We start from the raw sequence: 14,202 nt of genomic DNA, 5'->3' as shown, positions 1-14,202 counted from the left end.
ATTCGGCAGACGCCCGCTTCGGCGGGCGTTAATGTTTTTGCGGAATGACTATGAGCATCTGTTGCCGGATGGGCGGGACACATGACCACCGCGGATGAGTGCGGATCGCATTCGACGGGCCGACAAATGCGACTCGCAGGGCACCGCCGCCGCGTGACAGACCGCATCTGTCGCGCGGACAGGGCCGGGACGACCGCGTTCCGCATCGGCGCCCTCTCTTTGCGCGCCCCGCACCGCCCGGGCAGGCTTCTCCGGGCCGGCGGTTGTTGACGGGCGGGTGCGGGGGCGATGGCGACGACTTCGAAACAACCGGCGGGCGCGCTCGATAAGCCGCAAAACGGGACGGAAATGTCCGCGTCCTCGGCAGCAGAGGACTTGTCCGCGCTGCGGGAGGGCCTGCGCGCGGCGGAAGAACAGTTTGCGGCCGAGCGCGCGGCCTTCGATGCCTGGCACCTGGCCGAACGCGAGGCGCTGTCGCGCCGGCTCGCCCAAGCCGTCGCCGAGGCCAGTACGGAGCGTGCCCGGCGCGCGGTGGTCACGCGGTTCGCGCAACATCGCTTCCTCGCCGCTCGGCGCGGCTTGCGCGGCATTTTTGCCCTTCTCCTGCGCCGTTACAGCACGGACGAACTGGCGATCCGCTGCCGCCTCTTGGAGGCGTCGGGCTTTTTTGACCGCGACTTTTACCGGCGCGAGCATCCCGACAACCCCCAGGTCGAGCCGGTCGTCGACTATCTGCTGCGTGGTGGGTTCGAGGGATGCAAGCCGAACCCGTTCTTCGATTCCGGGTTCTATCTGCGCACGTACGAGGACATTGCGCGCGGCGGAGAAAACCCTCTGGTGCATTATATCCTCGCCGGCGAGGCCGAGGGGCGCCGCCCCAATGCGGCCTTTGACCCGGCCGCCTATCGGGCCGCCCACCCGGATCTGGAAGCAGATGGCTCCCCGCTCGCGCACTTCCTCGCGGCGCAAGCCGGTGCCGGGAAGGCGCGCATGCGTGCGGACGGTCCGCGCTGGACGCGGACCTTGCGCCGACTGGTCGGGACCAGCGCGACGGCAGATACGCAAGCCGTGCGCCGGGCCGCAGCGACTTATTTCGCACTGAGCCGCGGCGCGTTCGCAGACAGCTATCTGGCGTTCCGACCCTCTCCACGCTCCGAGGGAGCGCCTTTGGCGTCACGGGCAGGACGGTACGAAATCGCCATCGATCCCGCCGGCTATACCTATGTTCCACCGCGCAAGCCGCAGGATTTCGACGATTGGCGCGCGGACCTGGCGTCGCCGCCGCGGTTTTCGATCGTGGTGCCGCTCTACAACACGCCGCCGGACCTGTTCCGTCGCCTCGTCGCCTCGGTCGATGCGCAATGGTATCCCGACTGGGAACTGATCCTCGTCGACGACAAGAGCCCGCAGCCCGAGGTCCGGACGGAGATGGCGCGGCTTTCCGACCCGCGCATCCTTAAGCTCCAACTCGACGACAATCGCGGCATTGCCGGCGCGACCAATGCCGGCATCGCCGTGGCGCAGGGCGATTACGTGGTCTTTCTGGACCATGACGACGAACTGACCGAGGATTGTCTCTACGAACTCGCCCGCTGCATCCACCGCGAGTCCCCCGATTATCTCTATAGCGACGAAGACAAGATCGCCCCCGACGGCGCCTTCGTGTCCCCCTTGTTCAAGCCGGACTGGTCGCCCGACACGATGATGAGCACGATGTATACGTGCCACGTCTCCTGCGTGCGGCGGGCCTTGCTGGACGAAGTCGGCCTGCTGCGATCCGAATATGACGGGTCGCAGGATTGGGATCTCGTGCTCCGGATCACCGAACAGGCGCGCAAAATCGCGCACATTCCGAAGATCCTGTATCACTGGCGGATGATTCCGAGTTCGGCCGCGGCCGATTTCAATGCCAAGCCGGCCGCGCTGACCGCCTCGCGCGCCCTGCGTCTCGATGCCCTCAGACGTCGCGGGCTTGCCGGCGATCTCGAGCCGGTCGAAGACCTGCCGGGCTATTTCCGGGTCCGCTACGACCTCGTCGGCACCCCGCTCGTCTCCATCATCATTCCCACGAAGGACAATGAGGCGGTGCTCGATCGCTGCATCGCATCAATCCGGGGCCGCAGCACCTATCGCCGCTACGAAATCGTCATTCTCGACAACGGATCCTCGCAGCCGGCGACGCTTTCCGCGCTCGAACGGATGCGGCGCCTGCCGGGCATCACGGTGGTCCGGCACGACAAGCCGTTCAATTTCTCCGAGCTGAACAATGTCGGCGTGCGCCACGCCGAGGGTGAGCTGCTGCTGTTTCTGAACGACGACACCGAGGTTCGTTCGCCGGACTGGCTGGAGCGCATGGGCGGATTCGCGCAGCGCGACCATATCGGGGCGGTCGGTGCCAAACTTCTCTATCCCGATACGCTGCGGGTCCAGCACGGTGGTGTGCTCAATCTCTCGGATGGCCCGAACCATGCGTTCTTGAACTGCGAGGCGCGGGAGCCGGGTTATTTCGCCCGCAATCTCGTCGAGCACAACTGGATTGCCGTGACCGGTGCCTGCCTGATGATCGAACGTGCGAAGTTCGAGCGGATCGGCGGCTTCGACGAAACATTCCCGGTGGCCTATAACGATGTTGAACTGTGCTTCCGCCTCGTCGAAGTGGGCCTGTTCAACGTCGTGTGCTCCTCGGTCGAACTGCTGCACCACGAATCGCTGAGCCGGGGCGACGATTTGAAGAGCGCCGAGAAATTCGCGCGTCTGAAGGCGGAGAAGCGCCGCCTCGATCTGGCCCATCCGAACTTCTACCTGCGCGATCCTTTCTACAGCCCGAACCTGCATCCCAACGACATGACGTTCCGGGTGCCGGGATGAGCCGGACGATGCAGGACGGCGACGCCGGCGGGCACGCTCCTCCCCCGGGAACGCTGGACGCGGAGGCCGTGCGGGCGCTCGGGTTTCGGCTCGGCGAAACCTGTGCTGGTCCGGCCGCCGACGCGTATCTGCGCTGGATCGAGGAGGAGGCGCGCAGGGACTCGCTGGATCTCCTTCTGTTCCTGACGCCGGCCTGCACGCTCCTGGAGCCGCTGCTGCGGACCGGCGCCCCGCGGTCCGCCGCGCGCCACGCCCAGCTCCCGGTCACCGGCATGACCGGTGCGCTCGCCGAGGTCGACTTCCGAACCGTCGCGCGGCGGCTCGATGCCTTTGCCGGCCATTTCGAAGGGCTGAGTGCGGCGGACGTGCTTCTCCGCTTGAATGTGCCGGTCCCGGCCGAACATGTGATGGCCGATCTCGGCCTGCCGGACGACCGCGCGCTGACGCTCCAGGATCGAGCCCTTCTGCATCGCCTGCTGCATGTCTGCCGGTGGCAGATCCTGCGATCGGGTCAAGCCGCGCGCGGGGCCCTGATGCGGGGGCTGGATCGTATGGGCGTCCGGCCCGGCATTCGCGTCGGCCTTGTGGACATGGGGTGGGACGGATCGCTCATCGCCATCCTCGCCGGCCTCTTGGACACCCTTTTCCGGGCGGACTGCGTCGGCCTCTCCTTCGTTCTCGATGCACCGGACGCGTCGCCGCGCCCGTCCAACCTTGTTCTGAAGGGCTTCGTGGGGCGCGGTTCGAAAGGTCGGCCGAGCCTCTCGGACTTGGCGGCGCATCGCCCCGTGCTGGATCTGCTCCTGTCGCCCCGCAAGGCGGAGGTGACGGGCTATGATGAAGACCCCCGCGGCACGGTTGCTTTGATCTGGGCGGAAGCGGATCCGGCTGGCTTCGGTGCGCAGGTGATCGCGGGCGTGACCGCGTTCGCCGCGGCCGGACGGTCGGCGACCGATCCCCTTGCGCCGCTCGCCGCCTTGGCATCCGGCGATGGAGCGGCCGATCGCGACGCGTTGAGCGCGGTGCTCCGCGCCGCGGCGGCCTCGCGCACCGGCGGCGCGCCGCGCCGCCTGTCCCGCCTGCCGTTCATGGCTCCGCCGTCCGGCGCGGTCCGCTGACCGCGCCGGGGTCCGCCCGTCACGCGACGTCGGGCCGCGCCGCCTCCGGTGTGGCGGCGTGTGCCCCGTGCTGGGCCAGCGGCCGGTTGCCCGAGAGCTGGCGCAGCAGGACATAGAAGACCGGCGTCAGGAAGATGCCGAAGGCGGTCACGCCGAGCATGCCGGCAAACACGGCGACGCCCATGGCGTGGCGCATCTCGGCACCGGCGCCCTCGGACACGACCAGGGGCACCACGCCCATGATGAAGGCGAGCGAGGTCATGAGGATCGGCCGCAGGCGCAGCCGGCTCGCCTCGAGCGCCGCCTGAAGCGGCGTCCGGCCGGCGAATTCCAGTTCGCGTGCAAATTCCACGATCAGGATGGCGTTCTTGGCGGAGAGCCCGACCAGCACGACGAGCCCGATCTGGGTGAAGACGTTGTTGTCCCCGCCGGTGAGCCAGACGCCGGTCATCGCCGCCAAAAGGCCCATGGGCACGATCATGATGATCGACAGCGGCAAAACGAGGCTCTCATAGAGTGCCGCCAGAACCAGGAAGACCAGGAACAGCGCGAGCGGGAAGACCCACACCCCCGAATTCCCCGCCAGAATGTCCTGATAGGTCAGCTCGGTCCATTCGAAGGCGAAGCCCTTGGGCAGGCTTTCGGCGGCCACGCGTTCGACCGCCGCCTGCGCCTCGCCGGAGGAATAGCCCGGCGCCGGTCCGCCATTCACGTCCGCGGTGAGAAAGCCATTATAGCGCATGGCGCGTTCCGGCCCCGCCACCTCCCGCACCTTCAGCAGCGCGGAGAGCGGCACCATTTCCCCGCTGCTTGAGCGGACCTGGAGCACGCCGACATCCTCGGCGCGCGCGCGGTAGGGCGCATCGGCCTGGACCCGCACCGTGTAGGTGCGACCGAACTTATTGAAATCGTTGACATATATCGATCCGAGATAGATCTGCATCGTGTCGAAGACGTCGGTCACCGCAACCCCGAGCTGGCGCGCTTTGGTGCGGTCGATATCGGCATAAAGCTGCGGCACGTTCACCTGATAGGATGAGAACAGGCCCGCGAGCTCCGGCGCCTGGGCCGCTTTGGCGAGGAAGGCGCGGGTGGCCTCGTTCAGCGCGTCGTAGCCGAGGCCGGCGCGGTCCTCGATCTGCAGCTTGAAGCCGCCGATCGTGCCGAGCCCCTGGACCGGCGGCGGCGGGAACATGGCGATCATCGCATCCTCGATCGCGGCGAACTTGCCGTTCAGCTGCATGGCGATGGCGCCGCCGGCGAGGTCGGGGCGGGTGCGCTCCTCGAACGGCTTCAGCGTGACGAAGACGATTCCGGAATTGGAGGAATTGGTGAAGCCGTTGATCGACAAACCGGGGAAGGCGATGGCGGTGGCGACGCCCTCCTGCTTGAGGGCGATCTCGCTCATCCGGCGGATCACCGCCTCGGTACGGTCGAGGGTCGCGCCGTCCGGCAATTGTGCGAAGCCGACCAGATATTGCTTGTCCTGCGCCGGCACGAAGCCCGGCGGCACGTTGCGGAACAGGACCCCGGTCAGCGCCAGCAAGCCGACATAGACCACCATCATCATCGCCTTGCGGCCGACCACGCCCTTCAGGCCGGCGCTATAAACCGCGGTGCCCAGGCCGAAGCCGGCATTGAAGCCGCGGAACAGCCAGCCGAGGCTGAAGTCCATGGCGCGGGTCAGCCGGTCCTTGGGCGCGTCGTGCCCCTTCAGGAGGAGCGCGGCCAAAGCGGGGGACAAGGTGAGAGAATTGATCGCCGAAATCACCGTGGAAATGGCGATGGTGAGGGCGAATTGGCGGTAGAACTGGCCGGTCAGGCCGCTGATGAAGGCGAGCGGCACGAACACCGCGACCAGCACCAGAGCGATCGCGACGATCGGCCCCGACACCTCCTGCATGGCCTTGTAGGTGGCGTCGCGCGCCGAGAGCCCGCCCTCGATGTTGCGCTCGACATTCTCGACCACGACGATCGCGTCGTCGACCACGATGCCGATGGCGAGGACCAGACCGAACAAGGTCAAAGCATTGATCGAGAAGCCGAACACATACATCACCGCGAACGTGCCGACGACCGAGACCGGGACGGCGAGAAGCGGGATGATCGAGGCGCGCCAGGTCTGGAGGAATAGGATCACCACCAGGACGACCAGCAGGACCGCCTCCAGCAAGGTGTGGACGACGGCGTCGATCGAGGCGCGCACGAACTGGGTGGTGTCGTAGACGATCTCGTAATCGACCCCCTCCGGCATGTTCTGCTTGATCTCGGCCATCACGCTGCGGACTTCGTCGGCGATGCGGATGGCGTTGGAGCCGGGCGCCTGGAACACCGGAACGGCGACCGCCGATTTGTTGTCGAGCAGCGAACGCAGCGCATAGTCCGCCGCGCCGAGCTCGATCCGCGCGACGTCGCGCAGACGCACCACTTCGCCATTGGCGCCGCTCTTGACGACGATGTCGCCGAACTCCTCCTCGCTCTGGAGCCGCCCTTGGGCGTTCACCGAGAGCTGGAGGTCGACGCCGGGAAGCCCGGGAGAGGCGCCGACCACGCCGGCCGCGGCCTGGACGTTCTGCGCGCGGATCTCGCTCACCACGTCGGCGGCGGAGAGGCCGTGCTCGGCGACCTTCTGGGGGTCGAGCCAGACGCGCATGGAATAATCGCCCGAACCGAACAGCTGCACCTGTCCGACCCCGTCGATGCGCGCCAGCCGGTCGCGGACGTTGAGGACCGCGTAATTGCGCAGATAGGTCATGTCGTAACGCCCATTGGGCGAGAGCAGGTGGACCACCAGCATGAGGTCGGGCGACGACTTCACGGTGGTCACGCCGAGCTGGCGGGTCGCCTCGGGCAAACGCGGCTCGGCCTGCGAGACGCGGTTCTGGACCAGTTGCTGGGCCTTGTCCGGATCGGTGCCGAGGCGGAAGGTGACGGTGAGCGTCATCAGGCCATCGGTTGTGGCCTGGCTCGACATGTAGAGCATGCCCTCGACGCCGTTGATCGCTTCCTCGATCGGCGTCGCCAGCGTCTCGGCGATGACCTTGGGATTGGCGCCGGGATATTGCGCCCGCACCACGATCTGGGGCGGCACGACTTCCGGATATTCCGAGATCGGCATGATGCGCAGCGCCAACAGGCCGGCGAGGAAGATCAGGGTCGAGAGAACACCGGCAAAGATCGGCCGGTCGATGAAGAAACGCGAAATGTTCATGGCATCCTCCCCTCGCGGGGCATGTGGGGCCGGGCCCGCCCGACGCCCCCATGGGTCGCCCGGCGCGCGCAGACAGGCCCGCGCCCCAATCCGGGCGCGGCGGGAAGGCGATCGAAGCGCGCGGTCGGCGCGGCGCGCGAAAGCGGGGGAATGCGGGGGATCAGCGCGCCGCGTCGGCGGTGCGGATCGGTTCCATCGCCACCATCTGCGGATCGAGGGTGGCACCCGGCTTGACCCGGTGCAGTCCGTTGACGACGATCCGCTCACCGGCCCGCAGGCCGGCTTTGACGATGCGCAGCCCGTTCACCGTGGCGCCCAGCGAAACCTCGCGATAGGCGGCCTTGTTGTCGCCGTCGACGACGAGGACGAACTTCTTGTCCTGATCGGTGCCGACGGCGCGTTCCGTGATCAGCAGCGCTTTGGCGGTATCGGTGCGCCCCATGCGCAGCCGCACGAACTGGCCCGGGATCAGGCGCCCGTCGACATTCGCGAACACGGCGCGCACCCGCACGGTGCCGGTGCGGGGATCGACCTGGTTGTCGATCAGCTGGAGTTGACCCTGATAGGTGCGGCCGGCGCTCATGTCCTCGTCGATCGCGGTCGTCATCTCGACCGGGATCCGCTCCACCGGCAGGGACTTGCCGGGGCGGGAGGCGAGGCTGCGGAGGGCGCGGGTGACCACCTGCTCGTCGGCGCTGAAGGCCGCATAGACCGGGTCCACCGAGACCAGGGTGGTCAGCGGCAGGGATCCGGGGCCGGCGGAGATCAGATTGCCGGCGGTGATTTCGAGGCGGCCCACCCGGCCGGCGACCGGCGCACGCACCTCGGTATAAGACAGGCTGAGATCGGCGGCCCGGAGCGCGGCCTCGGCCGCCTTCAGGTTCGCCGCCGCTTCCTTGCTGGCGTTCAGCCGTTCGTCGAGGTCGCGCTGGGAGACGGTGCGGCTGTCGAACAGGCGCTGGCCGCGGTCGAGATCCGCTTTGGCCAGAGCGAGGCGCGCCTCCGCTGCGGCGACCTGCGCCTGGAGGCGGTCGACCTCGGCCTGATAGGGCGCGGGATCGACGGTGATCAGAAGGGCGCCGGCCTGGACCAGGTCGCCTTCCCGGAAATGCACCGACTGGATCGCCCCGGCGACGCGGGCGCGCACCTCGACGCGCTCCACCGCTTCGAGCCGGCCCGAAAAGTCGTCGAACACCGGCGCCTCGCGCGCCTCCACGGTCGCGACCGAGACCGGCACCGCGGCGGGGGCGGCCTGGGCCGCCGGGTCGGCGGCTTCGGCGCGGGTCAGCGGGAGAAGATAAGGCAAAGAGAGGCCCCCGCCGATCAGGAGAACGAGGGTGGCCGGAACGATCAGCCGGCGCAGCTTGGAGGGGGATGGGGTCTGGGCGGTCATGGCGGTCGATCCTGGGATCAGGGGGTCGGGGACGGTGCCGGACGCTTGGCAGGCCCGGTTCGTGTTTGGCTGAAGAAGGCGCGGATCACGGGGGGGAGGGCGGTGACGCACGGACAGGTGCCGTCCTCCTCCATCGTGTCGGGCCAGCCCGTCGGGGCCGGCACCACATGCGTCAGGGCGGCGGTGCCGGCGGCGCGCAGCCGGGTGGCATAGGCCAGCGCCTCGTCGCGCAGCGGATCGTCGTCCGATGTGATGACCAGTGCCGGAGCGAGCTGGCCGAGGCGGGTCGCGGCGGCGGGCGAAGCGTAGGGATGCCCCGCTTTGTCCGCCGAGCCGAGATAAGCGTGCCAGCCGTCGGCCCATTTGCAGCCGACCGGCCCGGCCTCCGCCATCCGCAAGGACGGCGTCGCGAGGCACGGGTCGAGCATGGGGGAGATGAGAATCTGGCCGGCCAGCGGCGGGGCCTGCTGGTCGCGCGCCATCATCGCGAGCGCGGCGGCGAGGTTGCCGCCCGCTTCCGCGCCGGCGACATAGATCCGCGACGTCTTGGACGCGAGGGTCCCGCGCGCGGCGAAGCTCCACAGGAGCGCGTCATAGGCGGCTTCGAGCGGGGCGGGAAAGGGATGGTCCGGCCCGCAGGGATAGGCCGCGGCCACCACCACCGCACCGGCGGCGACGAGCATTTCGGCGATCAGAGCGCCCGTATCGAGCGAGCCGCCGGTGAACGCACCGCCATGCAGGTGCAGCACGACGGGGCGCGCGGCGCCACGGGCGGGCCCGCTTGCGCCTTCGCCATAGACGCGCAGCGGCATGAGGCCGGAATGCCTTGTCGCCACCTGTGTCTCGCGCCATGCCATGTCCATCGTCACACCTGTCGGGAAGGCCGTTTCCTTGTGCGGTGCGTCATGGATAGCTCTGCTAATTTTGACAATAAAGCCGCCAAATGTGACTTCATTGTTCACGTATGGAAATAATAAGTCACTGCGGACCCCCGGCGAGGCCAGGATTATGGACCAGCTTGCTGCGATGCGTGCCTTTGTGCGGGTGGTGGAGGCGGGGACCTTCACGCGGGCGGCGGACCTCATGGCGATCCCCAAGCCCACGCTCACCAAGCATGTGCAGACGCTGGAAGCCCATCTGCGCACCAAGCTGCTGAACCGCACGACGCGCCGCGTCACCGTCACGCCCGACGGCGCGGCCTATTACGAGCGCGCGCTGGCGCTGCTGAACGATCTGGATGAGCTGGACAATTCCATGGCGCGGTCGCAGGCGAGCCCCCGCGGCCGGCTGCGCGTCGACATCAGCACGGCGCTGGCCATCCTGGTCCTCATCCCCGCGCTGCCGGATTTCTTCGCCCTTTATCCCGACATCCGCATCGATCTCGGCGTGACCGACCGCGCCGTGGACATGGTGGGAGAAAATGTCGATTGCGTCGTGCGCGGCGGGGAACTGATCGATCCGTCTCTGGTCGCCCGGCGCGTGGCGGAAATCCAGATGATCACATGCGCCGCCCCGTCCTACATCGCCCGCTACGGCGTGCCCGAGCATCCCCGCGATCTCGAGGTGAGTTTTCCGGCAGTGCGCTATTTCAGCGCCCGCACAGGCCGCCTTATGCCGCTGGAATTCGCCAAGGATGGCGAAACGGTCGAGGTGGAAGGCCGGTACAGCCTCGCCGTGAATGAGGGCAATGCGTATATTGAGGCGGCGCTGTCAGGCCTCGGCCTTCTCCAGGCGCCGACCTTCATGGTCCAGACCCACATCGCCTCCGGCGCGCTGGTGCCCGTGCTGTCGGCGTGGGAGACCGAGACCTTCCCGCTGTTCGTGGTCTATCCGCCCAACCGCCACCTCTCGACCCGGCTGCGGGTTTTCGTGGATTGGGTCGCGGCGCTGTTCGCCAACCACGATCTCATCCAGCGCCGCTCGACGCTCGCGCGGGGTGAAGGCGGCGCACGGTGAAGGCGGGGCCGCCGGGCGAGGGGCCCGGCGGGTCGCGGCGCGTCAGTGGACGCTGACGGTCACCAGAGCATGCTCGCTCGCATTCGCCAAAGCGGCATCCCGGCTGTCGGTCAGCATGATGGGCGTGCCGTCCGCCGCGTGCAGCGTGAACAGCGTCAGGCCCGGCGCGATCTGCGGCGCCTGCGGGAACAGCCGCTGGACGTCCTCGGACCGGATGGTTCGCACATAGGCGATCTGGCCGCCGCCGAGCCCGGCGAGGGCCTCCGGAGAGATGGTGGGCTTCTGGGTGTCGTTTTCGATCTTTTCAATCATGATCTGCGTCCTCTCTGTCCGCAAACTCAGCGCCAAGGCAAAGGATCCCGTCAGGGACGAGATACGATGTCGATGCGCCGGGCCTGCCGGGTCGGCTCCGGCCGCGCGAGATCGATGGACAAGAGCCCATTCTTCAGTTCGGCGCCGAGCACATTCATGCCTTCGGCGAGGACGAACGTGCGCTGGAACTGCCGGGCGGCGATCCCCCGGTGAAGGAAGATGCGATTGCCGGGCTCCTCGGTCTGGCGACCGCGGATCGTCAGTTCCCTCTCCTCGAGCGTGATGTCCAGCTGTTGTTCGGTGAAGCCCGCGACCGCCAGCGTGATGCGCAGGCGTAACGGTTCCCCATCCTCGGGATCGATCCGCTCCACATTATAGGGCGGATAGCCTTCGGCGGCTTTCGTCACACGGTCGAGCGCCCGCTCGACCTCGTCGAAACCCAGAAGAAACGGGTTCGACAGCGAAGAGATACGCGACATGAGCCAAAGTCCTCATCAAGCGACTTTGCGGGATTTCGGCAGTCCTATCCGGCCTGCCGAGCGGGGCCCGATGAGGCGCCCCGTTCGCAGTCGGATATGGGAATGCGGTGGGGTCGACGCAAGGGCGGAGAGCCGGTGGAGGGGGCGGGGGTGGAACCTGACGCGTCGGCGGGACGTTGCAACAACGGCCGCGCTTCGCCGATCCCTCCGCCGAGAGCGGGGAGCGGGCGCGGGCCGTCGTCGCGAGAGGTCCCCCGAACGCAGGGCGCCGCTCTCGCGCATCGTCCGGGACGGATCCGAGGTTTCCGGGCCGATCCGATCTCGCCGCGCGGGCGTCCGGCACGTTCCGGCCGTGCCGCTGTGCCAAACGGGCGCCATGTGCGCCGAGACACGGAACGGCTTCATGCGTTCACCCCGCGTCCCCGTCTTCGCCCTCTCCTTCCTCCTCGCGGTCCTCGTCGCGCTCGGCGGGTCGCTCGCCCCGCTCACCGTTTCTGCCCAGACCGATCCCGCCGCGACGGCTCCCGTTCCCGCAGCCCCGAGCGAAGGCGCTCCCACGCCGTCCGTGCCGTCCGCTCCGCCCCAGACGGCGACGCCCGTCGCGCCTCCACCCTCCGCGCCGCCGCCCGCGGCCCTCGCCGAACCGGAGCGGCGCAGCGTCGAGCGGCTGCTCGGCACGCTCGCGGACGAGGGCGCGCGCACCCGCTTGATGGACGACCTGCGGAGCCTGCTGCGGGTCGCGCCCGGCGGGGAGCCCGCACCGGAGGCCCGCAACGATTGGCTTGCGGACGTGACGCAGTCGCTCGGTGCGCTTTCAGCGGGCGTGCTGGCGATGGTCGGCGAGATCGAGCGGCTGCCGGAGCAGATCGAATATGCGACCGCCAGCCTTTCGGACCCGCTGACGCTCGAACGAATCGCCCGCACCGTCTTCACCGTCGCGGCGGTCCTGCTGGGGGCGCTGGCCGCGGAGTGGCTCGTCAAATTCCTTCTGCGCCGCCCGCGCGAGGCGGTGGAGCGGCGGGTGGTCCGGTTCTGGCCGCTCCGTCTCCTGCTCGTGATCGTGCGCATTCTGCTGGACGTGCTGCCGATCGCGGCCTTCGCGGCCGCCGCGTTCGGCGTGCTGGCGCTGGCGCTCGTCGATATGGGCTTCGTGGTGCGCCTCGCCGTGGTGACGGTCATCAATGCCAACGTGCTGGCCCGCATCGTCATCGCCGGCGGCCGGGCGCTGCTCGCGCCGAGCACGCCCGGCCTGCGCCTGCTGCCGCTCACCGACGAGAGCGCGGCCTACAGCTTCCTGTGGCTGAAGCGCTTCACAAATACCGGCATCTACGGCTATTTCCTGCTGCGGACCTTCTGGATCATCGGCCTCTCCCAGGCCGCCTATCTGTTTCTCGGCGACCTCCTCGCGCTGCTCCTGGCGGGCATGGCGATCGTGTTCGTGTTCCAGGTGCGCCGGCCGGTCGCCCACGCTTTGCGCGGGCGGGACGGGGCGCCGGGAAATTTCTCCCGCTTCCGGCGCCACGCGGCGGACTTCTGGCACATTCTGGCGCTGGGCTACATCGTCGCCGCTTATCTGGTCTGGGTCCTCGACATGCCGGGCGGCTTTGCCTATCTCGCCCGCGCCACGCTGCTCTCGATCGTCACCATCGGGGTTCTCCGCCTGGTGCTGCACGGGCTCGACCGGGTGTTCGCCGCGATCTTCCGGCTCGGTCCGGAGACCGTCGTGGAGCACCCGCTGCTGGAGGAACGCGCGAACCGCTATCTCCCGGCCCTGCGCCGCGTCTGCCAGGCGGTGCTGGTCCTGGTCGCCGCATTGGTCATCGTCGAGGTGTGGGGCGGCGCCCCGTTCGAATGGTTCGCCTCGGAGCGCGGGCAGGGGGTCCTGGGGCGCGTGGTGTCGATCTCGATCGTGGTGCTGATCGGGGTGTTCGTCTGGGAGATCGCCAGCGCGTTCGCCGAGCGGACCGCCCGGCGGCGACCGGATTCGACCCGGCTGAAAACCTTGCTGCCCTTCATGCAGAATGCGCTGCGCATCGTCCTGCTGACGATCGCCGGCCTCATCGTGCTGTCGGAGCTCGGGGTCAATATCGCGCCGCTGCTCGCCGGTGCCGGCGTGCTCGGCCTCGCCATCGGGTTCGGCGCCCAGACCCTGGTGAAGGATGTCATCACCGGCATCTTCATCCTGCTGGAGGATACGGTCTCGGTCGGCGACGTGGTCGAGCTTGGCTCCCATGGCGGGCTGGTCGAGAAGATCTCGATCCGCACCGTGCATCTGCGCGACTTCGACGGCAACGTGCATTCGATCCCGTTCAGCGAGGTGCAGACCATCAAGAACATGTCGAAGCATTTCGCCTTCGCCGTGGTCGACGTGCGGGTGGCCTATCGCGAGAATATCGACGACGCGCTCGCGCTCATGGCGGAGGTCGCCGCCGACATGGCGACGAAGGGGCCGCTGGCCGCGACGATCGTCGAGCCGTTCGAGGTGGTGGGGGTCGAGGCGCTGGAGGATTCGGGGGTGTGGCTGCGCGGCCGCTTCAAGACCCGGCCGCTCGGCCAGTGGAACGTGAAGCGCGAGTTCTACCGGCGCATCAAGGGGGCGTTCGATGCCCGCGGGATCGAGATCCCGTTTCCGCACACGACGCTCTATTTCGGCACCGACAAGAAGGGCAATGCCCCGCCCGTGCGCGTCCTGTCGAACGACGCGGCGGCCGCCGAGGCGCCGACGCCGAGCCGCCGCCGGGCCGCCCTCGATGCCGCGGCGCGCGCGCCGGGGCCGATGATCGAGGAGCATCCCGGCGCCCGGGAGCGCGAGGACGATACCTCGCTCATCCCGGCGGTCGACGAGCAGACGCCCCGCTGAGGGGC

The 14,202-nt window shown here is 68.3% G+C and carries 9 protein-coding genes; 4 read left to right on the top strand and 5 right to left on the bottom strand.

All coding sequences use genetic code 11. The annotated features are described in order from the left end of the window. Positions 1 to 348 precede the first annotated feature (348 nt). Positions 349 to 2,868, top strand: coding sequence for a glycosyltransferase family 2 protein (locus EDC64_RS13730; RefSeq protein WP_207916068.1), 2,520 nt, complete (start codon positions 349 to 351; stop codon positions 2,866 to 2,868). Further along, positions 2,865 to 3,986, top strand: a complete 1,122-nt coding sequence (locus EDC64_RS13725) for a hypothetical protein (RefSeq protein ID WP_132032244.1) — start codon at positions 2,865 to 2,867, stop codon at positions 3,984 to 3,986. The genes EDC64_RS13730 and EDC64_RS13725 overlap by 4 nt, the downstream gene beginning before the upstream one ends. Positions 3,987 to 4,005: 19 nt before the next feature. Here the strand turns inward: EDC64_RS13725 and EDC64_RS13720 are convergent, their stop codons facing one another. From EDC64_RS13720 to EDC64_RS13710, 3 genes are all read right to left on the bottom strand, one after another. Beyond that, the gene (locus EDC64_RS13720; RefSeq protein ID WP_132032242.1) at positions 4,006 to 7,197 is read right to left on the bottom strand and encodes an efflux RND transporter permease subunit; all 3,192 of its coding nucleotides are present in this window, start codon (positions 7,195 to 7,197) and stop codon (positions 4,006 to 4,008) included. Positions 7,198 to 7,357: 160 nt separating this feature from the next. Next, the gene (locus EDC64_RS13715; protein ID WP_132032240.1) at positions 7,358 to 8,590 is read right to left on the bottom strand and encodes an efflux RND transporter periplasmic adaptor subunit; all 1,233 of its coding nucleotides are present in this window, start codon (positions 8,588 to 8,590) and stop codon (positions 7,358 to 7,360) included. A 17-nt stretch (positions 8,591 to 8,607) separates the two neighbouring features. Beyond that, positions 8,608 to 9,426, bottom strand: coding sequence for an alpha/beta hydrolase fold domain-containing protein (locus EDC64_RS13710; protein WP_245504698.1), 819 nt, complete (start codon positions 9,424 to 9,426; stop codon positions 8,608 to 8,610). A gap of 172 nt (positions 9,427 to 9,598) precedes the next feature. On the opposite strand from EDC64_RS13710, the gene EDC64_RS13705 reads away from it, so the two are divergent. Next, positions 9,599 to 10,546 carry a LysR family transcriptional regulator gene (locus EDC64_RS13705; RefSeq protein WP_132032236.1) on the top strand — a complete coding sequence of 316 codons (948 nt, stop codon included), beginning with the start codon at positions 9,599 to 9,601 and terminating at the stop codon, positions 10,544 to 10,546. Positions 10,547 to 10,588: 42 nt separating this feature from the next. Here EDC64_RS13705 and EDC64_RS13700 read toward each other — a convergent pair whose 3' ends face one another. Both EDC64_RS13700 and EDC64_RS13695 read right to left on the bottom strand, forming a co-directional pair. Then, positions 10,589 to 10,858 carry a BQ00720 family protein gene (locus tag EDC64_RS13700; RefSeq protein WP_132032234.1) on the bottom strand — a complete coding sequence of 90 codons (270 nt, stop codon included), beginning with the start codon at positions 10,856 to 10,858 and terminating at the stop codon, positions 10,589 to 10,591. Between the two features lie 50 nt (positions 10,859 to 10,908). Next, positions 10,909 to 11,337, bottom strand: a complete 429-nt coding sequence (locus tag EDC64_RS13695) for an Hsp20 family protein (protein ID WP_132032232.1) — start codon at positions 11,335 to 11,337, stop codon at positions 10,909 to 10,911. Positions 11,338 to 11,740: 403 nt separating this feature from the next. On the opposite strand from EDC64_RS13695, the gene EDC64_RS13690 reads away from it, so the two are divergent. After that, positions 11,741 to 14,197, top strand: a complete 2,457-nt coding sequence (locus tag EDC64_RS13690) for a mechanosensitive ion channel family protein (protein WP_132032230.1) — start codon at positions 11,741 to 11,743, stop codon at positions 14,195 to 14,197. The last annotated feature ends 5 nt before the right edge of the window (positions 14,198 to 14,202 follow it).

Source organism: Aquabacter spiritensis (genome assembly GCF_004346185.1).
Classification (GTDB): domain Bacteria; phylum Pseudomonadota; class Alphaproteobacteria; order Rhizobiales; family Xanthobacteraceae; genus Aquabacter; species Aquabacter spiritensis.
The sequence above is the reverse complement of the archived record's forward strand: the minus strand, read 5'-3'. Positions and strand labels throughout refer to the sequence as shown.

Excerpts from the sequence above, each read along its gene's own strand:
- EDC64_RS13690 (WP_132032230.1), top strand. The coding sequence starts at position 11,741 with ATGCGTTCACCCCGCGTCCCCGTCTTCGCCCTCTCCTTCCTCCTCGCG.
- EDC64_RS13720 (WP_132032242.1), bottom strand. The coding sequence starts at position 7,197 with ATGAACATTTCGCGTTTCTTCATCGACCGGCCGATCTTTGCCGGTGTT.
- EDC64_RS13725 (WP_132032244.1), top strand. The coding sequence starts at position 2,865 with ATGAGCCGGACGATGCAGGACGGCGACGCCGGCGGGCACGCTCCTCCC.
- EDC64_RS13695 (WP_132032232.1), bottom strand. The coding sequence starts at position 11,337 with ATGTCGCGTATCTCTTCGCTGTCGAACCCGTTTCTTCTGGGTTTCGAC.
- EDC64_RS13715 (WP_132032240.1), bottom strand. The coding sequence starts at position 8,590 with ATGACCGCCCAGACCCCATCCCCCTCCAAGCTGCGCCGGCTGATCGTT.
- EDC64_RS13705 (WP_132032236.1), top strand. The coding sequence starts at position 9,599 with ATGGACCAGCTTGCTGCGATGCGTGCCTTTGTGCGGGTGGTGGAGGCG.
- EDC64_RS13700 (WP_132032234.1), bottom strand. The coding sequence starts at position 10,858 with ATGATTGAAAAGATCGAAAACGACACCCAGAAGCCCACCATCTCTCCG.
- EDC64_RS13730 (WP_207916068.1), top strand. The coding sequence starts at position 349 with ATGTCCGCGTCCTCGGCAGCAGAGGACTTGTCCGCGCTGCGGGAGGGC.